We start from the raw sequence: 19,825 nt of genomic DNA, 5'->3' as shown, positions 1-19,825 counted from the left end.
TCGGCTTTTTCTCTCGCCCGTGCGACGACGCGGGTATGGACGAGCGAGTTCGCGAACACGCACGGACGCTAGTCGAGTGGAGCGCGCGGATCAAGGAGGGCGACGACGTCGTGGTTCGCGTCGGGCCCGACGCCCACGAGTTGGCGGTGGCGGTCGCCGAGGCGCTCGGCGAGCGCGGCGCGAACGTCGTGACGACGTACGCGGACGCGGAGGTGACGCGCGCGTACTTGCACGGACACGACGGCGACTTCGCGGAGGACCCCGCACACGAGCTGGCGCTCTACGAGAACGCGGACGCGGTGCTCTCTCTCGGCGGCGGCCGGAACACGACGGAGACGGCGGACGTCCCGGCAGAGAAACGCCAGGCGCACAGCCGAGCGCACGCGGGCGTCCGGGAGGCGCGCATGGAGACGAAGTGGGTCTCGACGGAGCATCCGACGCGCTCGCTCGCCCAGCAGGCGGGGATGAGCGCCGAGGCGTATCGCGACTTCGTCTACGACGCTGTCTTCCGCGACTGGGAGGCGCTCGCGGCGAAGCAGGCGAAGGTGAAGGAGCGACTCGACGACGCCAGCGAGGTCCGACTCGTCTCCGGCGACGGGACCGACCTGACGATGTCCGTCGAGGGGCGCGTCGCGGTGAACTCGGCGGCGAGCGTCGCCTACGACTCGCACAACCTCCCGTCGGGCGAGGTGTTCACCGCGCCGTACGCGACGGAGGGCGAGGTGGTCTTCGACGTCCCGATGACGATACACGGCCGGCGCGTCCGGGACGTCCGCCTCGAGTTCGCGGACGGCGAAGTCGTGGACCACGCCGCCGCGCAGGGCGAGGACGCCATCACCGAGGTGCTGGAGACGGACGCGGGCGCGCGCCGTCTCGGCGAACTCGGCATCGGGATGAATCGCGGGATCGACCGCGTGACGGACAACATCCTCTTCGACGAGAAGATGGGCGATACGGTGCATCTCGCGCTCGGCCGCGCGTACGCCTCGAACTTCCCGGAGGGCCGCGCCGAGGAGGCGAACGAGTCGGCGGTCCACGTCGACCTCATCACGGACGTGAGCGAGGACTCGCGCATCGAGGTCGACGGCGAGGTGGTTCAGGAGGACGGGGCGTTCTGGTTCGAAGACAGGTTCGACGGATGACACTCCGTTCCGCAACCGGACCGGGACGTACCGCGCGCTCGGCGAACCGCACGCCCGCGTGATCGACTCCCCACAGTCGCCGCCGGGTTCGCGGCGGGGTCGCTCACGCCTTCGGTGGTAACGGTCGCCACCGAGTTCACGGTGAGAGTGCACATTCGTTCCGCGATACCCATCAGTCGTCGCCGGGCGCGTAGCAGTCGAAGTCGGCGGTCTCGCAGTCGCCGGCTTCGGTCTCGACTTGGATGGTGGCGTGGCCGACGCCGTGCGCCTCACCGAGGACGTGGCGGGCGCGCTCGAGGACGGCGTCGCGGTCGGCGTCCGCCTCGACGACGACGTGCGCGCTGCACGCGTACTGCTCGGAGGCGAGCGCCCAGACGTGGACGTCGTGGACGTCCCGGACGCCGTCGATGGCGGCGAGCGTGCCCGCGACGTCCTCGACGGCGACGTCGGGGGGTGTGCCCTGCAGGAGGATGTTGAGGCTCTCCCGGAGGAGGTCCTTCGCGGAGTAGAGGACGAGCCCCGCGATGCAGAGCGAGAAGAGCACGTCGAGGACGTAGAGGTCGGTGAAGTAGAGTGCGACGCCGAGCGCGATGGCGGCGACGCTCCCGGCGGCGTCCGCGAGCAGGTGGAGGTAGGCGCCCTTCACGTTGAGGTTCCCGCGGCCGCCGTGGAGGACGTACGCGCCCGCGAGGTTCGCGGCGAGGCCGAGGACGCCGACGACGATGGTCGGGACGGCCTTCACGGGCTGGGGGTCGCCGTAGCGCGCGAACGCCTCGTAGGCGACGTAGACGACGATGGCGACGAGCGCGACGCCGTTCGCGAGCGCGCCGAGTATCTCGACGCGCTGATAGCCGTACGTGCGCCGTCGGTCGGCGGCGCGCGTCGCGAGGTAGGCCGCGAGGAGCGCGAGCGCGAGGCTCCCGCTGTCGGTGAGCATGTGCGCGGCGTCCGCGAGCAGCGTGAGCGAGTTCGCGTAGAGCGCGCCCGCGAGTTCGACGACGAAGAAGACGGTGTTGATGACGAGCGCGACGGCGAGCGCGCGCTGGTTCCCGCCGTGGTCGTGTGCGTGGCCGTCGTCGTGTGCGTGGTCGTCGTGCCCGTGCTCGCTCATCGGCGGGTGGGCCTATCCCCCGACGATATATTAACACCCGTATCAGCAACCCGGGTCAGACAACTAGAGGTTACTACTGAGTCGAGTCTCGGTTAACAACAGGCGGCGCTCGGACGCCGCGTCCGGCGAGGGTGGGCGCGGCGAACGAGGCGGGTCTTGCGGCGCGCGGAGCGGGCGCTGGGCGGTGTGAAGTGAGTTGCGGGGAGTAAGCCCCCTTCTGTTCTTCCGGCATTCGGCTGAGCGTCCGCGCGGGACGCCGGGCTACCTTCCTGTGCGCGGACTTGCACCGGCGAGGGTGGCCGTTCCATCGCTCCTCCGCCCTCATTCCTCGGTGGGTTCACTCCCCACGGCCTTCTCGCCGCGGGTTCGCACACCGCATCGGTCGGACGGAGACGTGTCGTCTCTGTTCCAGGGCCGACGGTCTCCCGCCCCGGGCTTGTGCCCGGTCGCCTGCCCGACTGGTGGGGGGACTTTCCTCATGTGCGCGCCCGAGGGCCGCACACGGGGGCCGGGCTCCCGCTACTCACGCGAGCGTAGTCCGCTGAAGGGGTTAAGGGGTTCGGTAGTGTGTGTCACTATGTGACACACATAGGATAAGTACCTTGTGGCTCGCCGGACGCCGTCCCACGGCCACGATACGTCGGAGAGGCGTCGAGTTCCCCGGATAGCCCACTTTCGGAGTCCATCACGGTTTCGGGAAACAAGGGAAGGATTGAAGTTTGAAGTTGCCCTATATGTATGCGTAATGTCCGAGGCCCAGTCGATACACCTTTCCGACGACGACGGCGCTCGGGCCGTCGAGCTCGCGCGTGACTCCGTCGAGGCGTTCGTTCGTAACGGCCAGCGCGAACAGCCGGGGAGCATGCGCGACGCGTTCTACAACCGGACGGGCGCCTTCGTCCGCCTGCAGTCGACCCGGGGACGGGGTCGACTGCGCGGCTGTGCGGGCGCCCACGAGACGGTCCGAGAGCTCGGAAACGAATCGAAACAGCTCGGGCACGCCATCGTCGAGGCGGCGATCAACGCGGCGAGCGAATCCTCCTGTGGCTCCGAAGTCGAGCCCGCCGAACTCGACACCATCCGCGTCTCCGTCTGCACCGTCTCGAACCTCCTCCTCACCGACGACCCGGTCGCCGACATCGAACTCGGCACGCACGGCGTCGCCGTCGACGGCCACGGGAAGCACGGCTGGATGTATCCGACGCTCCCCATCGAGAACGACTGGTCCGTCTTCGAGTACCTCGACCGCACCTGCCGAAAGGCCGGCCTCCCGAACGGCGCGTGGGAGGAGGACGACGTGATGGTGACGCTCTTCGAGGGGCAGGTCTTCCAGGAGTCAGAGCCCCACGGCGAGATCGAGATCCTGAGCTAGAAGTCGACCGCCGCCGCGTCTTCTGCCGCCCGTGTCGCCGCTGCCTCGATGTCGAACTCCCTGACGAGCTCGCCGTCCCGAATCAGGGGTTCGAGGAGTGCCTCGCCGTCCGACGGGCCCGACCGGTCCGCGAGCCCGACGTGGTGGCCGCCGTCCGGCGTCCGGTACACCTGTTTTTTCCCGGAGAGCTTCCCGCGTTTCGCGCAGGGCTCGCCGTCGCACTCGACGATGTCGAGCGAGAAGTCCACGGGGTCGGCGTTCGAGACGTGGCCGCCGACGCCGAACCCCTCGACGACGTCCCGGAGCTCGCGGAGTTCGGCGGGGCCGAGGCCGCCGCTGACGAAGATGCCGACGTCCTCGAACCCCCGCAGGTCGAGCTCCCAGCGGACCTCCTCGATGATGCGGCGGAAGTCGCCGCGCCGCGACGACGTCGTGTCGAGGCGGACGCTATCGAGAGCGTCGCCGAGCGTCGCGGCCGCCCGAAGCGTCTCGTCCTTCTCGTCGGAGTAGGTGTCGCAGAGCGCGACGCGGGGCACCGAGGAATCGACGGCCTCGTCGAACGCCGTCCACGCCTCCTCCTGGTGGCCGTTCCCGAACGCGATGAGGAGGGCGTGGGGCATCGTCCCGCCCGCCTCGACGCCGAGGACGTCGCCGGCGGCGACGTGACTGATACCGTCCAAGCCGGCGACGAGCGCGGCGCGCTCGACCATCGCGGCGATGCTCGGGTGGACGTGGCGCGCGCCGAAACTGAGCACCTGACTCTCGGGGGCGGCCCGCCTGACGTCGAGCGCGCCGGTCGCACAGCCGCTCGCGTGCGAGAGGAAGCCGAGGAGGCTCGTCTCGTAGCGCGCGAAGTCGAGGTAGTCGCCCTCGATGCGCATGACGGGCCCGCCGTCGAAGAGGCGGCCCTCGCGCATCGCGTCGACGTCGATGGGGAGGCCGGCGAGGAGGTGGGCGGCGTCCTTCACGCCCGCGAGCAGTTCGAACTCGCCGGTCGGGAACTGGTCGGCGGTGATTTCGGCGACGACGCGCGGGTTCCTGCCGGCGTGTTCGAGGGTGGTGACCGTCCGGTCGAAGTAGGCGTCCGTCGCCCGCCCCTCGGCGATGGCCTCGGCGGGCACGATGTCGAAGGGGGCGTCCGCCGCGTCTCGTGGCATGCCTCTCGCTACCGACGGCGAGGCGAAAAAGCCTGCCGTCGTCCGGGCGGGAGGACCGGCCGCGACGCCGAGCGCGCGACCCCACAGCGTTTTACCGCGCGCGACGTACCACCGGGCGTGTTCGAGGACATCATGCGGAAGTTCGAGGGGAGTCCCGGCCAGCAGGCCGTCATCCGACTCCTCCTCGAGCGCGGGTTCTCCGTGAACGACGAGGGGCGCGTGGTCTCGGGGTCGATAGAGATCGCGAACACCCAACTCGCCCAGGAGGTCGGCGTCGACCGGCGCGTCGTCGACTCGACGACGGACGCCATCCTCGCCGACGAGGAGCTCAGGCGCATCTTCCAGAACATCAGCCAGATCCCGAGCCTGATGGACCTCGCGCCCGTCCTCGACCTGACGGTCGTGACGGTCGCCGTCCACGACGCCGACGATCCCGGCCTCGTCGCGCAGGTGACGGGCCTGCTCGCCGAGCACGAGATCAGCATCCGCCAGACGATCAGCGAGGACCCCGAGTTCACGGACGAACCGCGCCTCTACCTCGTCGTCGCGGACGACCTCCCCGGCGACGTCGTCACCGAGTTGATGGCGCTCCCGTTCGTCCGCTCGGTCGAGCTCTCCTGAGGTGCCAGACGTGAGCGGGGACGCCTACGAGACGCTCGCCGGGCCGGGGGAAGCGCGCTTCGAAATCCGGGGCTCCGAGTTCGTCGGCCGCGCGCGGCCCGTGGCCACCGTCGAGGCCGCCGAGGCGTTCGTCGAGGAGGTACAGGAGCGCTACGCGGACGCGAGCCACAACGTGCCGTGCTACCGGGTGCGAGTAGAGTCCGGGGGGCCCGGCTCGGGCCATCTGCTCCGCGAGTACCAGAGCGACGACGGCGAGCCCTCCGGGTCGTCCGGGAAGCCCGCGCTGAACGTCCTCCAGCAGCGCGACGTCCAGAACGCCGTCGTGGTCGTCACGCGCTACTTCGGCGGCACCGAACTCGGCGTGGGCGGCCTCGCGCGAGCCTACTCGCGGGCGGTGAAGGAGGCCGTCGACGACGCCGGAGTTACGACGCAGAAGCCACAGGAGCGCTTCGCGGCGACGGTGGCGTACGACGACTCCGGGACCGTTCGGGGCATCCTCGAGTCCGCGGACTGTACGTTCGACGCCGACTACGCCGAACGCGTCGCCTTCGAGGTGACGTGCGACCGCGACGACGCAGATGCGTTGCGAGAGCGGTTGCGCGACGCGACGAGCGGTCGCGTCGAGCTGGAGTGATCAGGGGTCGGCGGGGGCGGCCGCGCCGGCGTCGACGGATTCGCCGCCGGCGCCGTCGCGAGTGCGGCGGTTCTTCAGGAGGAGCGCGACGAAGACGACGAACCCGAGCGCGCGGACCGCGAGGTCGAACGCGAGCGGCGGGACGCCGAGCGTGTCGCGGACGACGCCGAAGAAGCCGGGCGCCATGAGCCAGAGCGCCGCAATCGCGAACCCGGCGCGCTCGGCCCGGGAGAGCGGCGAGTAGAGGTAGCCGATGACGGTCGGCCCGAGCGCGTAGACGCCGAGGAAGACCGCGACGACGGGAATGAGGACTTCGGGGACGAAGAAGCCGACGTCGAGGACGTCAGCCGTCGTGAGCGTGTTGACGGTGGCCGGGCCGCCGGTCCCGCGAAGGAGGAGGATGCCGGGCGCGAAGACGAACGCGAACGGCACGATGGCCTTGTTCAGCGAGAGGGTGAACGCCTCGACGCCGGTCTGGAACTGATCGGACTTCGCGATGCCGGAGGCCGCGTAGGCGGCGACGGCGACCGGCGGCGTGATGTCCGCGATGACGCCGAAGTAGAGGATGAAGAGGTGGGCGGCGAGAATCGGGATGCCGCCGATCTGGGAGATGGCGGGGCCGAGGAGGCTGACGAGGATGATGTAGGTGACGGTCGTCGGCATCCCCATCCCGAGGATGATCGAGGAGATCGCGGTGATGATGAGGAGGAGGACGAGCGACTCGCCGCTGACGGCGAGGATGAGGCTCGTGAGGTTCGGTCCGAGGCCGGTGGAGGAGACGACGCCGGGGATGATGCCGGCGGCGGCGACGGCGACGACCACGGTCGTCGCGGTGCGCGCGCCGGAATCCATCGCGGACCCGAGGAAGGTCGCGTACTCGAACGGCCGGTTGCCGAGGAGGCCGGGGCGCCCGACGGTCTCCGCGACGGTTTCGGCGGACTCCGCGACGTGGTCGTCGTAGTCGAGGAGCGGGCTGTCACCGCGCGGGCGGACGAGGAGGACGGCGACGCTGACGAGCGTGACGATCCAGCCGAGGTTCGGCGCGGCGTAGTCGAAGGCGGCGCGCAGGCCCATCGGCGTCCCCGACGCACCGGTGAGGAACCCGAGGAGGCTGACGCCGGTGGCGGCAAAAGACGCCATTTCGGCGAGGAAGAGCGCGCTGATCGCGCCGATGAGCGGGAGGCGCGTCCGCTCGTTGTACGCGGCGAGGAGCGCGATGAGCGCGATGAGCGCGACGATGGTGAACCACGCGGAGCGCGCGGGCGTGTAGCGGATGCCGACGAGGTAGACGAGGAGGAGGATGAGCGGGAGGAGGTAGAACCAGCCCCGGCGGAGGTGGGGGATGGCGTCGACGAGTTCGGAGGGGTCGACGCCGCCGATGCCCGTCCGGGAGGCCTCGAGGTGGACCATCACCCAGACGCCGAAGAAGAAGACGACGGCGGGGATGGCGGCGGCGACGACGACCTCGTTGAACGGCGTCCCCGTGTAGGAGACGATGAGGAACGCGGCCGCGCCCATGACGGGTGGGAGGATCTGCCCGCCCGAGGACGCGGAGGCCTCGACGGCGCCCGCGAACTCCGAGCGGTAGCCCGAGCGCTTCATCAGCGGGATGGTGAACGCGCCCGTGGTGACGGTGTTCGCGATGGAGGAGCCGCTGATGGTGCCCATGAAGCCGCTCGCGAGGATGCTCGCCTTCGCGGGGCCGCCCTTCCGCGAACCGGTGAGCGAGTACGCGAAGTCGATGAACCAGCGGCCCGCGCCGGACATCTCGAGGAACGCCCCGAAGAGCACGAAGATGTAGATGTACTGCACGCTGACGCTCACCGGGAGACCGAAGATGCCGTTCTCGGTGTTGAACCAGAGGTTCTGGACGATGGTGTACCAGTCGATCTGGGTCGTGCCGAAGACGCCGACGAGCGGCGCGCTGCTCGGGATGAGGTAGCCAAAGCGCGCGTAGACGAGGAAGGAGCCGACGAGCACCATCAGCGGGAAGCCGAGCGCGCGCCGCGTCGCCTCGAGGACGAGGAGGGTGCCGGCGACGCCCGCGAGGAACGCGTAGGACGTGGCGTCGAGCGGAATCCCGAGCGCGGCGACGACGTCGACGACGCCGTGCAGGACGGGGAAGACCTCCTGTATCGGGCGCCCGGATTCGAGGCCGAAGACGCGGAGGCGCTGGATCTCGTCGAACTCCGTGACGACGTAGCCGCCGGCGAGCACCGAGAGCGCCATGCAGACGAGGTCGGCGGGCGTGACGCGCTCGCCGTCGTCGTCGAGCATGAACCACGCGAGGACGGCGGCGACGGCGTCGGTGACGCGGACGACGGCGCCGTCGAAGCGGTCGTGAATCGCCGCGCGCGCGGCCGAGAGGCGCCGCGCGAGGAAGCCCTCGCCCTGCGTTGGCGGGAAGAGCAGGAAGGCCAGCAGGAGCGCGAACGTCACGTGGATGGCGTTCACCTGGAGCTGCTGGAGGGCGGCGACTTGCACGCGCCCGACGACGGGGAGCGAGAGCGTGAGGGAGAAGCCCCGGGCGGCGAGCCAGAGTTGGAAGACGGAGAAGGCGACGCCGATGACGGCGGCGGCGGCGGCGGCCCAGCCGCGAAGGGAGCGTTTGCGTTCCAGTTCCTGGACGATCTCGTCGGCCTCCTCGGGGAGCGCGTCCGATTCGGCCTCGGTAGGTGGTCTATCACTCATTGGTGGTTGTGTCGAGTGCGGCCTCGAGGAGGGAGCGGTCGGTCACGCGGATGGTGACGGCGCGCGCGTCCGAGCGGTTGACGAGGTCGTAGGTCCGGCCGTCGACGACGAGTTCGTGGTCGGCGACGCGGCCGGGCTTCACGTTGAGTTCGCGGCCCTGCCAGTCGGGGTCTTCGAGGACGAACGTCCCGTTGACTTCGCGGACGGCGGAGCGACTGGGGAGCCCCCAGCCGTAGGACTCGAACTCCATGCGCGTGTAGACGAGCGTGTGCCCGCGGACGGCGTACTGGTCGAGGACGCGGGATTTCTGGACGCTGTGCATGTAGACGAGCGCGACCGTGGAGTTCTCGTGAACGGGCGTGGCGATGAGTTCGTCGCCCGTCTGTTGGTCGGTGACGACGAGCTGCTCGCCGACGGGGACGGCAGAGGCGGTCGCGGTCGCGGAGACGAGAAGGAGGGCGAAGAGGAACGCGAGCGCGACGCGGCGCGTCGAGCGCTCGCGGGAGTCGCCGGTGAGTCGGTCGAGTGCGGGCATGAGTCGAGAGAGAGCGGAGGAGGCGGCGTCGGGTCGGTTAGCCGAAGTAGGCCTGCGCGCCCTCGTGGAGCTCGATGGACATGCCGTCCTGGGCGCTCGCCTTCGAGATGAAGTCGGTCTTGATCGTGAGTTCGTCGACGTTGTCGAAGATGGCGGCGGTGACGTTCTCGACGACGTCGGCAGACGCCTCGGCGTTCGTCGCGATCATCGCCTGCACGGCGACGGTGGGGACGGCCTCGTCGATGCCGCTGTAGGTGCCGGCGGGAATCTGGTCGTCCGCGAAGAAGGACGCGGCGTCCTTGACCTGCTCGCGGGCGTCGCCGTCGATGGGGACGATGCGGACGTCCTCGGTGGTGGCGAGGTCGCTGATCGCGCCGACGGGCCAGCCGCCGACGGTGAACGTCGCGTCGACGTCGCCGTTACGGAGCTGCTCGGACGCCTGGCTGAAGCTCGTGTTCTGCTCCTCGAAGTCGTCCTGCGTGATGCCGACGGCGTTGAGGATCTGGAGCGCGTCGACCTGCGTGCCGGAGCCGAGGTCGCCGGTGTTCACGCGCTTGCCCTTGAGGTCCTGAAGGGTCTCGATGCCGGACTCGGCGAGCGTGACGACGTGGATGGTCTCCGGGTAGAGCGTCGCGACGCCGCGGAGGTTCTCGATGGGGTTGTCCTGGAAGGCGTCGATGCCGGTGCCGTTCTTCGCGAAGTACGCGATGTCGTTCTGGATGAGCGCGAAGTCGGCGTCGCCGGAGTAGAGGCTGCCGACGTTCTCGACGCTGGCGCCCGTGGACTGGACCTGCACGCCGTAGTCGGTGTGGCCCTCGATGACGCTCTTGAACTCGTTGGAGAGCGGGTAGTAGGTCCCACCGGTACCGCCGGCGTGCCAGGAGAGGCGCGTCTCGCCGCCGCTCCCGCCACTCGTCGTCGTGGAGGTCGTGGTCTCGCCGTCGCCGTCACCGCCGCCGCTCTGCGAACAGCCCGCGAGGGCCGCGATGCCAGCGACGCCGGTCGTCTTGAGGAACGTCCGTCGGTCGAAAGAGGACATACTAGCAATGGGGGTGGGGAGAAGTATATAACCGATGGTTTTCTCCGGATCTGTTTTCGGATACCGGATCTGTATTCGAATTCACAATCACGTTCCCCGAGTTAACCGAGAGAAAGACCCGGGTTCGATACGGAACCGGCGGAGGGCGTCGAGGAAGGCGGGAGTCAGTTCGTGCGGAAGGCCCGGTCGCCGGCGTCGCCGAGGCCGGGGATGATGTAGCCGTTCTCGTCGAGGTGGTCGTCGATGGAGACGGTGAGGAGGTCGGCCTCGGGGAACTGCTCGCTGACCCGAAGCAGCCCGTCGGGAGCGGAGACGGCGGAGAGCACGAAGAGGTTCTCCGGGTCGGGCTGGTCCTCGAGGACGGCGTCGAGGACGGTGCACATCGTCGACCCCGTCGCGAGCATCGGGTCGGCGACGATGACGGTGTCCTCCTCGCGGATGTCGGGGAGTTTGACGTAGTCGACGGTGATGGGGAACTCGCCGTTCTCGTTCATGCCGGCTTCCTCGTCGCGGCCGGCGGAGATGACGCCCTGTTTCGCGCGCGGGAAGGCCTTCAGGAGGCCCTCGACGAACGGCGTCGCGGCGCGCAGGACGTTGATGATGACGACGTCGTCGAGGCCCTTCACGCGCTCGCCCGTCGTCTCGGTGAGCGGCGTCTCGATGGAGACGTACTCCGTCTCCATCGCGCCGTCGATGACCTCGTAGCCGGCGATGCGGCCGAGCTTCACGAGACCCTTCCGGAAGGCGACCTGCTCGGTGTGCTTGTCGCGGAGTTTCGAGAGCGTGTCCTTCGCGAGCGCGTGCGTGATGACGTGCGCGTCGTCTCGGTCCTCGATGGGCATACCGGGAGTGCGGACCGCTGGCGGGGTTAACGTATCGGTCCGGCGCGAGCGCGGCAGTCGATGCCACCCGTGAGAGGCGTCGGCGGACGCCTCACCGACGGCCGCGAACGCGCGGTGTGTCAGCGGGTGGCCGACAACACGTAAAGGGATCGACGCCGTAGTCGAGTGCGAAGCGATGGAGGAGAACATCTCCGGATTCCGCGAGCGCGGGTCGTGGGGCGACGTCGTCGAGCACGGCGAGCGCATCACGTCCGCGCTCCGGGAGGTCGAGGCCGACGAGCCCTATCGCGACGAGTACGAGGAGTGGGACGAGTGGCGGCCGAAGACCCACGAGCGCCTCACCACCGACGTCAACGAGAAGACGGCGGAGCAGGCCAGCGTCGCCGAGGGCGAGGGCGAACGCGAGGGCGAGGACGTCGACGACGACCTCCAGACCGCCGGCGAGCGCCTCACCGAGTCCTACGAGAAACTCGAGGACGACGACACCGAGGGCGCCGTCGAGAAGTGGGGTGAGTCCATCGGCCACGTGGCGCGCGCCGCCGACACCGCCGGCCGGCGGGCGCTCCGAAAGGTCGAGAACACCGTCTACAAGCGCGTGATGACGCAGGTCGCGCCCTACTACTTCGACAACGACCTCGTCTCCGCGAACGTCCAGCGCGTCCGCGGCGAGGCCGACGAGTTCGCCTTCGAGGTGCAGGTGAACGACGACGACCTCCGCGACGAGGTGCGAGAGGTGCTCCACGAGTACGAGGACGACGTCGAGCGCTGGCACGTCGACACGGAGAAGCAGACGGCCGCCGCGTCGGCCGCCGAGGGCGTCGAAGCACCGGAGGAGCCGGACGAAGCGCGACACACCACGAACTGACCGACAGCCCTTTCTCCCCGCCACCTGTCGAGCCAACAGTAATGGTCACCGTCGCCGCGGCCGCGACGCTACTCGTCGCGGCGTTCGCCAGCATGTTCATGGCGTGGACTATCGGTGCCGGCTCCAGCGGGTCGACACCGTTCGCGCCGGCGGTCGGCGCGAACGCCATTCCCGTGATGCGCGCGGGCTTCTACGTCGGCATCCTCGGCTTCGCAGGCGCCGTCCTCCAGGGCGCGAACGTCTCGCAGACCGTCGGCGCGGGACTCGTCGCGGGCGCGACGCTCACCTCCGTCGCCGTCATCGTCGCCCTCCTCACCGCCGCGACGCTCGTCGCCATCGGCGTCTTCACGGGCTACCCGATCGCCACCGCGTTCACCGTCACGGGCGCGGTGGTCGGGACCGGCCTCGCGATGGGCGGCGACCCCGCGTGGGGGAAGTACACCCAGATCGCGGTGCTCTGGGTGCTCGTCCCGTTCGTCGGCGGGTTCACCTCCTTCGGTACCGCGTACGCGCTTCGCGAGGTCGACCGGGACGCCATCCTCGTGCCCGCGCTCGCCGCGCTCGTCGGCGCGCTCGTCGCGAACGTGAACTTCGTCCTGCTCGGCCCGCCGGACGTCGGTCAGTCGCTCGCGACCACGCTCGCGAAGACGCTGCCGTCGCTCCCGCGCACGGCCGCGACGGTGGGCGCGACCGCACTCGTCGCCCTCGGCGTCGCCGCCGTCGTCCGCTGGGACGTCACGCGGAACAACGACGCGGGCAACCGCCACTTCCTGCTCGCGCTCGGCGCGCTCGTCGCGTTCAGCGCGGGCGGCAGCCAAGTGGGGTTGGCGGTCGGGCCGCTCCTCCCGCTCGTCGGCGACAGCGTCCCCACGACGTACGTCCTCGTCGGCGGCGGCCTCGGCCTCCTCGTGGGGTCGTGGACGGGCGCGCCGCGCATGATCAAGGCGCTCGCGCAGGACTACTCGAGTCTCGGGCCTCGGCGGTCCATCGCCGCGCTCATCCCGAGTTTCGCCATCGCGCAGGCGGCCGTCTTCTTCGGCGTCCCCGTCTCCTTCAACGAGATTATCGTCTCCGCCATCGTCGGCGGCGGCTACGCGGGCGGGGCGGGCGCGGGCGGCGTCAGCCGCGAGAAGATGCTGAAGACCGTCGGCGCGTGGGTGGGGTCGCTCGCCGTCGCGCTCGCCGCGAGCTACGCCCTCTTCCACGCGGCCGACGTCGCGCTCGGCCTCACGTAGACTCGAGCGTCTCGTCGACCTCGTCGGCCTCGGGCTCCTCGTCGAGCTTCGTCACGCGCGCCTTCATGATGCGCGTGTTCTCCACTTGCTCGGCGCGCAACTCGACGTTCTCGTAGCGGAACGTCTCGCCGACCTCGACGAGGCGGCCGGCGCGGTTGAAGATGAAGCCCGCGATGGTCTCGAACTCCTCGCCCTCCGGGAGCTCGATGTCGAGCGCCTCGTTCACCTCGTCGACGTTCACCTCGCCGCGCACGATGAGTGTGTCGTCGTCGACGAACGTCACGGGGCGTTCCTCCTCGCCCTCGAGTATCTCGCCGACGATCTCCTCGATGAGGTCCTCGGTCGTGATGAGCCCCTCCGTGGTGCCGAACTCGTCGAGGACGACGACCATCCCGACGCGCTCCTCCTGCATCTCCTGGAGGAGTTCGTCGACGTTTTTCGACTCGGGGACGTGGAGCGTCGGCTCCATCAGGTCGTCGAGGTCGACGCCCTCGCTCTCGCCGTAGTTGGACTGGCGGACGAGGTCGCGCAGGCTGACGATGCCGACGACGTTGTCGAGGCTCCCCTCGTAGACCGGGAGGAGTTCGTGGCCGGACTGGACGCAGGCCTCGATGGCCTCCTCGAGGCTCGCCTCCGTGGAGACGGCATCGACGTCGAGGCGCGGCGTCATCACCTCCTTCGCGATGGTGTTGTTGAACCGGAAGATGCGCTGGAGCATCTCGCGCTCGTCCTCCTCGATGACGCCCTCGCGCTCGCCGGTGCGGATCATCTCCTGGATCTCGTCGCGCGAGACGTAGGAGGACTCGATGGCGGCGCGCCCGCCCGTGATGCTGTTCACGATCCGCGTGAGGTAGTCGAAGAGGACGACGAGCGGAAGGAGGAAGCGCTCGGACCACTGGAGCGGGCGCGCGACGCGGAGCGACCACGACTCCGTGTGCTCGACGGCGTAGGACTTCGGGCCGGACTCGCCGAAGAGGAGGACGACGGCGGTGATGCCGAGCGTCGCCGCGACGACGGCCTGCCCGCGCGAGAGGTAGAGGCCGGCGAGGCCGGTCGCGATGGAGGACATCGCGATGTTCACGAGGTTGTTCCCGACGAGGATGGTCACGAGGAGGCGATGCGGGTCGCTCTTCAGCTCCATCACCGCGTCGGCACCCGGGACGCCCTCCTCCGCGAGCGACTCGACGCGGTGGCGAGCGAGCGAGAACATCGCGATCTCGGCGGACGAGAAGAACGCCGAGAGGCCGATCAGGACGACGAGCGCGGCCAACCCAATCGCGGTTATGGTCGGCGTGTCGAAACCCAGCGCTGCCGGCGACACCGCGAGCAGGAAATCGGATAAGCCCATTCAGTACCGTGGGGTTCCGTCCCACGGGGATTAAGCGTTTCTCCATCGGGAAGCGAGACGGGGTTCTCCGCCCCGGCCGGACGTCCCATTCCCGTACGGTCGCGCCGGGGGCGAAGCGTTTACCCCGAGTTCGACCCAACCCCGACGCATGAGCGCGACGAGTGCCCCACCGAACCCGGAGAGTCAGGACGCGCCCATCACGCTGTATCGCCTGCAGGCGTGCCCGTTCTGCGAGCGCGTCGTCCGAGTGCTCGACGAGCTCGGACTCGACTACCACTCGCGCTTCGTCGAACCGCTCCACTCCGAGCGCGACGTCGTGAAGCGCCTCGTGGGCGCGCGCACGGTGCCCGCTATCGTCGACGAGGAGACTGGCGTCGCGATGGCGGAGTCCGCGAACATCGTCGAGTACCTCGAGGCCACCTACGGCGACGGGGGTGGGGCGTGATGGAGTTCGACGTCGTCGACCTCCCCGAGGCGGACTACCCGGACGTGGGCGAGACGGCGCCGGACTTCACGCGCCCGCTCGTGAACGGCGAGTTCTGGGAGGACGCGGCGCTCTCGGACCTCACGGACGAGGGGCCGGTGCTCCTCGTCTTCCACCCGATGGACGGCGCGTTCCCGACGACGTACGTCTGGAAGGAGCTCGTGGAGCGCGACCTCGGCGACGTGAGCGTCGTCGGCCTCTCGATTTCGACGCCGTACGAGCACAAGACCACGGTCGAGGAGCGCGGGCTGGACGACGCGGGCTATCGCCTCTTCAGCGACCCGCAGAACGGCGTCGCCGAGGCGTACGGCATCAGTCACGACCTCGACGGGATGGCGGGCGTGAGCGAGCCCCGGCCCGCGCTCTTCCTCCTCGACTCGGACCGCACCGTCGCGTACGCGTGGGTCGCCGACGAGTGGCCGGCGTTCCCGGAGTACGACGACGTCGAACGGGCGGTCGCCGAGCTGTGAGCGTCACCGACGCCGCCCTCGCGGCGGCCGCTGCGGCCATCGAGCGCGGCGACCTCGTCGTCTACCCGACGGAGACGGTGTACGGCCTCGGCGCGGACGCGCTCGACCCCGACGCGGTCGAGCGCGCCTACGAGGCGAAGGGGCGCGCCCGCGAGAAGCCGATGAGCCTCGGCGTCCCGTCCGTCGAGGCCGCGAGCGAGTACGTGCACGCGAGCGAGCGCGAGGAGCGCTTCATGCGCGAGTTCCTCCCGGGGCCCGTCACCGTGGTCTGCGAGAAGCGCGACGTCGTCCCGGACGTCCTCACGGGCGGGCGCGAGCGCGTCGGGGTGCGCGTGCCCGACCACGAGGTGGCGCTCGCGCTCCTCGAGCGCACCGCGCCGGTGACGGCGACGTCCGCGAACCGGAGCGGGACGGGGAGCGTGCGGCGCGTCGCGGACCTCGACCCGTCGTTCCGCGAGGCGGTCGCGGTCGTCCTCGACGGCGGCGAGACGGGCGGCGAGGAGAGCACCGTCGTGGACGTCGCGGCGAACGAAGTCCTGCGCCGTGGCGCGGACGCCGAGGCCATCGAGGACTGGTTGGCGAGCGCTTAGAGGAGCGAGGAGAGCGTCCGCGTGCGGACGCCGCACTCGCTGCGGTAGTCGCAGTTCCGACAGCGCGCGTCGTCGCCGAGGCGCGACGGCGGCCCGTCCATGGTTCGGACAGTCCGGAGGACGCGCCGATAGGTGGCTTTCGCGCGCGTCGTGACCGACACCTCGCGGACGACGCCGTGGCGCGGGTACTCGACGTACGCGCGCTCGACCGGCGCCCGTTCGCGCCACGCGAGCGCTTTCGCGGCGGCGACCGCGCGGACTTTCTGTGGCTCCCAGACGCCCTGCTCCGGGGGGTCACCGGGGGAGACGAGCGTCGGCGCGAGCGGGTCGGCGAGGACTTTCGCGACCCGGCCCCGGCAGTCCTTCCCGGTGAGGAGGACGTCCGTCTCGGCGGGCGCGGCGAGGTCGGGCCGCCTGGTCAGGAGGGCGCCGAGGCGCGCGCGGTACTCGGCCGGGTCGGGGGCGACCGTCCCTCTGAGCGCGGTGTCGCTCGCCTCGAGGAGCGTCGGGTAGTCGGCGGCGAGGTCGCGGACGCGCTCGACGGAGTCGGGGAGGCCGCGAGCGTCCTCCTGTCGCCGGTAGTAGAGTTGGCGCGGGCAGTAGGCGGCGGTCGCGAGGTCGGAGAACGTGACGTAGTCGGGCACGCACCGGGGTGGGCGCGCGCTCGTAGATGAAGGCTCGCGTAAAGGACTATGGCGTGCGCCCACGGACGTGGGCGTATGAACGGGACGGTCCGGACGGTCGTCTGCGTCGTCGTCGGCCTGTTCGCGGGCGCGGTGCTCGGGCCGCTGTTCGCCCCTGACCCGACGGGGCTGCTCGCTGCGGGCCTGACGGGCGCCGTCGCACTGCTCGTCGGCGGCGGTCTCTGCGCGACGTGGGGGCGGGCGGCCGACGAGGACGGGAGCGGAGGGCGGACGCCGTGACGCGCTCGGTCGGCACGGTCGGCCGGTTGCGAAGCGCGAGCGACCGGCTGGTGTGAGGGCTTAGAGGTTGGTGTTCGTCTCCTGGCCCTCGGTGGCGTCTTCGAGGCCGTCCTCCTGGGCGGCGGTGGTGAGTCGTTCGGCGAGTTCGCGGTCCTGGAGGACGGCCTCGAACTCGCCGCGGTACTGGTCGTTGACGGCGCGTATCTCGGACTGCACGCGGGCGACGCGGCGGTAGTCGGCGACGGTCTCGGGGTCGGCGCCGAGGTCGTCGGCGAGGTCGGCGTCGCTCGGGTCGCCGGTCTCGATTGCGCGCCGGAGGGCGTCGAGGTCGAGGGGGGCGTCCTCGACGTCGGTCTGCACGAGGTGGAGGTCGCGGCGGGCCTCGGTGACGGCCTCGGTCGGGCGGTCGAGTTCGGCGGCGATTTCGGCGTCGGTGTCGCCGGCGTAGAACCCGCGAACGACGCGGACGAGCGTCTCCGTGTCGAGGTCGCTCTCGAAATCGAGTTTCTCGCGCATCGTCGCGACGACGTCGTGGAGTCGCTCGTCGATCTCGGCGTCGGTGGCGAGCGACCCGTGGCCGGCCTCTTGGGTCTCGGTCACGGTGTCGCCGTCCGTGACGTCGATGAAGATATCCCGGAGTTCTTGGGTCTTCTCGTCCATATTGTCCCGCCATGGCCCCCCGACGCATATAGGCTTGTTGGACGAATTGACACTCTCGTAAACCACTAGTCTTGAAGGTGGTTGACGGGAGAGGGCGGAACATGAGCACGGACACGCAATCCGTCGCCCTCGTGGGCGACGAGGTCGTGACGAACGTCGCCCGCTCGGCGCTCTTCGCCGCGCTGACGGGTGCGCTCGCGTACGTGAGCTTCCAGCTACCGCTCTCGCCCGTTCCCTACACCCTCCAGGTGCTCGGCGTCTTCCTCGCCGGCGTCTTCCTCGGGCCGACGTGGGGGTTCGCGGCGATGGCGCTCTACGTCGTCGCGGGCGCGGTCGGCGCGCCGGTCTACGCGTACGGTGCGAGCGGCGTCGGATCGCTCGTCAGCCCGTGGGGTGGCTACCTCTGGTCGTATCCGTTCGCGGCGGGCGTCCTCGGCTACCTCGCGCACGGTCGCGACGGCCTGACGCCGACGGGTGAAATCGCGCTCTCGCGCCTCGCCACCGGCCTCGCGGCCGCGACGCTCCTCATCTACGCGTTCGGGACGCTCGGGTACGCGATCTTCGCGGACGTCGGCCTCTACGCGGCGCTCCTCGTCGCGGCGGTCCCGTTCGTCCCCGGCGAGATTCTGAAGGGCGTCGTCGCCGTGCTCGCCGCGCGCAGTGACCGCCTCCGGGCGGCCTGAGGTGACGCGTCGATGATCGAGACGCGCGGCCTCGTCCACCGCTACGGCGACGTGCGGGTGCTCGACGGGGTCGACCTCGACGTCGCGGACGGCGAGTTCGTCGTGCTCGCGGGCGCGAACGGCTCCGGGAAGACGACCCTCGTCCGCCACTGGAACGGCCTCCTCGACGCCGACGCCGGCGACGTCCTCGTGAACGGCACGCGGGTACAGGACGACCTCGTCGCGGCGCGGACGGCGGTCGGGATGGTCTTTCAGGAGCCACGCGACGGCTTCGTCGCGGCGACGGTCGGCGAGGACGTCGCGTTCGGCCCGGAGAACCTCGGTCTCGCGCGCGGGGAGATCGACGCCCGCGTCCGGGACGCGCTCGCCGCCGTGAACCTCGGGGGCCGGGGGAGCGAGCGCATCGACGAGCTCTCCGGGGGCGAGCGCGAGCGCGTCGCCATCGCGGGCGCGCTCGCGATGCGCCCCGACCACCTCGTGCTCGACGAGCCGTTCACGGGCCTCGATCAGCCCGCACGCGAGAGCGTCCTCGACAGGCTGGACGCGCTCCACGAGTCGGGGACGAGCGTCGTCGTCGTGACGCACGACCTGCGCGACCTGCTCGCGCGCGCCGACCGCCTCTGCGTGCTCGCGGACGGCGACGTGGTCGTGGACGATACCCCCGAAGACGCCGTCGAGCGACTCGATGGCGTTCCGGTTCGGCGGCCGTGCTGAGCTATTCGCCGGGCGAGTCGCTCGGCCACCGCCTCGACCCCCGGACGAAGCTCGCGTTTCAGGCGGTCGTCGCGGGCGTCGCGCTCGCGCACACGACGCCGGCGTGGCTCCTCGCGCTCACCGCCGTCTGCTGGGCCGCGCTCGCCGGCTGTCGGCTCCCCATTCGCGAGACGCTGGCGGAGTATCGCGGCGTCCTCCCGTTCCTCGTCGTCGCGCCGCTCCTCGAAGCGCTCCGCGTCGGCCCGCCGTGGCTCGAGCTCGAGGCCGCCGTCGACCCGGCGCTCGCGCTCTATCGGACCCTCCTGCTGCTCGCGCTCGCGGCGGCGTACGTGAAGACGACGTCGCCACGGGAGTCGCGCGCGGCCGTCGTCTCGGTGGTGCCCGGGAGGCCCGGGCGCTATCTCGGCCTCGGGGTGGCGCTCGTCTTCCGCTATCTGCCCCTCCTGCAGGCGGACGTCCGGCGGCTCCGCGAGGCGGCGTGGGCGCGACTCGGCGACGAGCGCCGCGTGGACGAGCGCGTCGCGCACCTCGCGGTCGGGGGTCTCGAGCGCGCGTTCGACCGGGCGGACGCGCTCTCGCTCGCGATGCGGGCGCGCTGTCTCTCGTGGAACGCGACCGCGCCCGCACTCGCGTTCACCCGGGGCGACTACGCCGTCCTCTGTGTCGCGGGCGCGCTCGTCGCGGCGGGCCTCGTCTGGTGAGCGCCGGC

General features: G+C 70.4%; 22 protein-coding genes and 1 other RNA gene. 13 read left to right on the top strand and 10 right to left on the bottom strand.

Annotation, left to right across the window (positions count from 1 at the left end):
* Positions 1-35 precede the first annotated feature (35 nt).
* The gene (locus tag EFA46_RS04580; protein ID WP_123074422.1) at positions 36-1,142 is read left to right on the top strand and encodes an aminopeptidase; all 1,107 of its coding nucleotides are present in this window, start codon (positions 36-38) and stop codon (positions 1,140-1,142) included.
* 172 nt (positions 1,143-1,314) lie between these two features.
* Here the strand turns inward: EFA46_RS04580 and EFA46_RS04575 are convergent, their stop codons facing one another.
* On the bottom strand, positions 1,315-2,253 hold the full coding sequence (locus EFA46_RS04575) for a cation diffusion facilitator family transporter (protein ID WP_123074423.1): 939 nt from the start codon (positions 2,251-2,253) through the stop codon (positions 1,315-1,317).
* A 194-nt stretch (positions 2,254-2,447) separates the two neighbouring features.
* An RNA gene (rnpB, locus tag EFA46_RS04570) (RNase P RNA component) lies at positions 2,448-2,777 on the bottom strand.
* A gap of 221 nt (positions 2,778-2,998) precedes the next feature.
* Here rnpB and EFA46_RS04565 point away from each other — a divergent pair.
* Entirely contained in the window at positions 2,999-3,625 is a 627-nt protein-coding gene (locus tag EFA46_RS04565; protein WP_123074424.1) for a TIGR00296 family protein, read from the top strand.
* Here EFA46_RS04565 and EFA46_RS04560 read toward each other — a convergent pair.
* Positions 3,622-4,782, bottom strand: coding sequence for a nicotinate phosphoribosyltransferase (locus EFA46_RS04560; RefSeq protein ID WP_123074425.1), 1,161 nt, complete (start codon positions 4,780-4,782; stop codon positions 3,622-3,624). The two genes, EFA46_RS04565 and EFA46_RS04560, sit on opposite strands and share 4 nt — an antisense overlap.
* A 117-nt stretch (positions 4,783-4,899) precedes the next feature.
* Between EFA46_RS04560 and EFA46_RS04555 the strand changes: the two genes are divergently transcribed.
* Together EFA46_RS04555 and EFA46_RS04550 are read left to right on the top strand one after the other, a co-directional pair.
* Positions 4,900-5,403 carry an amino acid-binding protein gene (locus EFA46_RS04555; protein WP_123074426.1) on the top strand — a complete coding sequence of 168 codons (504 nt, stop codon included), beginning with the start codon at positions 4,900-4,902 and terminating at the stop codon, positions 5,401-5,403.
* 1 nt (position 5,404) lies between these two features.
* Positions 5,405-6,037 (top strand): YigZ family protein, encoded by a 633-nt coding sequence (locus EFA46_RS04550; protein WP_370529262.1) that lies wholly within the window; start codon positions 5,405-5,407, stop codon positions 6,035-6,037.
* On the opposite strand, the gene EFA46_RS04545 is transcribed toward EFA46_RS04550, so the two are convergent.
* The 4 genes from EFA46_RS04545 to upp form a co-directional block, all read right to left on the bottom strand.
* On the bottom strand, positions 6,038-8,728 hold the full coding sequence (locus EFA46_RS04545; RefSeq protein WP_123074427.1) for a TRAP transporter fused permease subunit: 2,691 nt from the start codon (positions 8,726-8,728) through the stop codon (positions 6,038-6,040). It lies immediately after the preceding gene.
* Positions 8,721-9,263: a DUF1850 domain-containing protein gene (locus EFA46_RS04540; protein WP_123074428.1), complete on the bottom strand. Its 543-nt coding sequence runs from the start codon at positions 9,261-9,263 to the stop codon at positions 8,721-8,723. Before EFA46_RS04540 ends, EFA46_RS04545 begins: the two co-directional genes overlap by 8 nt.
* 37 nt (positions 9,264-9,300) lie before the next feature.
* Entirely contained in the window at positions 9,301-10,302 is a 1,002-nt protein-coding gene (locus tag EFA46_RS04535; protein WP_123074429.1) for a TAXI family TRAP transporter solute-binding subunit, read from the bottom strand.
* 164 nt (positions 10,303-10,466) lie between these two features.
* Positions 10,467-11,144, bottom strand: coding sequence for a uracil phosphoribosyltransferase (gene upp / locus EFA46_RS04530; RefSeq protein ID WP_123074430.1), 678 nt, complete (start codon positions 11,142-11,144; stop codon positions 10,467-10,469).
* Between the two features lie 175 nt (positions 11,145-11,319).
* Here upp and EFA46_RS04525 point away from each other — a divergent pair, with 175 nt between their 5' ends.
* Together EFA46_RS04525 and EFA46_RS04520 are read left to right on the top strand one after the other, a co-directional pair.
* Entirely contained in the window at positions 11,320-12,009 is a 690-nt protein-coding gene (locus EFA46_RS04525; RefSeq protein WP_123074431.1) for a DUF5828 family protein, read from the top strand.
* 41 nt (positions 12,010-12,050) lie between these two features.
* A complete protein-coding gene (locus tag EFA46_RS04520) occupies positions 12,051-13,244 on the top strand; it encodes an inorganic phosphate transporter (protein WP_123074432.1) in 1,194 nt (397 codons plus the stop codon).
* Here the strand turns inward: EFA46_RS04520 and EFA46_RS04515 are convergent.
* The gene (locus EFA46_RS04515) at positions 13,237-14,592 is read right to left on the bottom strand and encodes a hemolysin family protein (RefSeq protein ID WP_123074433.1); all 1,356 of its coding nucleotides are present in this window, start codon (positions 14,590-14,592) and stop codon (positions 13,237-13,239) included. The genes EFA46_RS04520 and EFA46_RS04515 overlap by 8 nt on opposite strands.
* 148 nt (positions 14,593-14,740) lie before the next feature.
* Here EFA46_RS04515 and EFA46_RS04510 point away from each other — a divergent pair, with 148 nt between their 5' ends.
* The 3 genes from EFA46_RS04510 to EFA46_RS04500 are packed head-to-tail and all read left to right on the top strand — an operon-like array spanning position 14,741 to position 16,136.
* Complete coding sequence (locus EFA46_RS04510) at positions 14,741-15,037, top strand: glutathione S-transferase N-terminal domain-containing protein (protein ID WP_123074434.1); 297 nt, start codon at positions 14,741-14,743, stop codon at positions 15,035-15,037.
* Entirely contained in the window at positions 15,034-15,546 is a 513-nt protein-coding gene (locus tag EFA46_RS04505) for a redoxin domain-containing protein (protein WP_123074435.1), read from the top strand. The genes EFA46_RS04510 and EFA46_RS04505 overlap by 4 nt, the downstream gene beginning before the upstream one ends.
* Positions 15,543-16,136 carry an L-threonylcarbamoyladenylate synthase gene (locus EFA46_RS04500; protein ID WP_123074436.1) on the top strand — a complete coding sequence of 198 codons (594 nt, stop codon included), beginning with the start codon at positions 15,543-15,545 and terminating at the stop codon, positions 16,134-16,136. Before EFA46_RS04505 ends, EFA46_RS04500 begins: the two co-directional genes overlap by 4 nt.
* Here the strand turns inward: EFA46_RS04500 and EFA46_RS04495 are convergent.
* A complete protein-coding gene (locus tag EFA46_RS04495; RefSeq protein ID WP_123074437.1) occupies positions 16,133-16,780 on the bottom strand; it encodes a hypothetical protein in 648 nt (215 codons plus the stop codon). The two genes, EFA46_RS04500 and EFA46_RS04495, sit on opposite strands and share 4 nt — an antisense overlap.
* A gap of 75 nt (positions 16,781-16,855) precedes the next feature.
* Here EFA46_RS04495 and EFA46_RS04490 point away from each other — a divergent pair, with 75 nt between their 5' ends.
* On the top strand, positions 16,856-17,059 hold the full coding sequence (locus EFA46_RS04490; RefSeq protein WP_123074438.1) for a hypothetical protein: 204 nt from the start codon (positions 16,856-16,858) through the stop codon (positions 17,057-17,059).
* 60 nt (positions 17,060-17,119) lie between these two features.
* Here the strand turns inward: EFA46_RS04490 and EFA46_RS04485 are convergent, their stop codons facing one another.
* The gene (locus tag EFA46_RS04485) at positions 17,120-17,719 is read right to left on the bottom strand and encodes a conditioned medium-induced protein 4 (RefSeq protein ID WP_123074439.1); all 600 of its coding nucleotides are present in this window, start codon (positions 17,717-17,719) and stop codon (positions 17,120-17,122) included.
* A gap of 101 nt (positions 17,720-17,820) precedes the next feature.
* On the opposite strand from EFA46_RS04485, the gene EFA46_RS04480 reads away from it, so the two are divergent.
* From EFA46_RS04480 to EFA46_RS04470, 3 genes are read left to right on the top strand one after another with little or no spacing between them, the layout of a single operon-like run.
* Positions 17,821-18,402: a biotin transporter BioY gene (locus EFA46_RS04480; RefSeq protein WP_123074440.1), complete on the top strand. Its 582-nt coding sequence runs from the start codon at positions 17,821-17,823 to the stop codon at positions 18,400-18,402.
* A gap of 12 nt (positions 18,403-18,414) precedes the next feature.
* Positions 18,415-19,116 (top strand): energy-coupling factor ABC transporter ATP-binding protein, encoded by a 702-nt coding sequence (locus EFA46_RS04475; RefSeq protein ID WP_123074441.1) that lies wholly within the window; start codon positions 18,415-18,417, stop codon positions 19,114-19,116.
* Entirely contained in the window at positions 19,110-19,817 is a 708-nt protein-coding gene (locus EFA46_RS04470) for an energy-coupling factor transporter transmembrane protein EcfT (protein WP_123074442.1), read from the top strand. Before EFA46_RS04475 ends, EFA46_RS04470 begins: the two co-directional genes overlap by 7 nt.
* The last annotated feature ends 8 nt before the right edge of the window (positions 19,818-19,825 follow it).

It is taken from the genome of Halarchaeum sp. CBA1220 (assembly GCF_003721175.2).
Taxonomy (GTDB): Archaea; Halobacteriota; Halobacteria; order Halobacteriales; family Halobacteriaceae; genus Halarchaeum; species Halarchaeum grantii.
The sequence above is the reverse complement of the archived record's forward strand: the minus strand, read 5'-3'. Positions and strand labels throughout refer to the sequence as shown.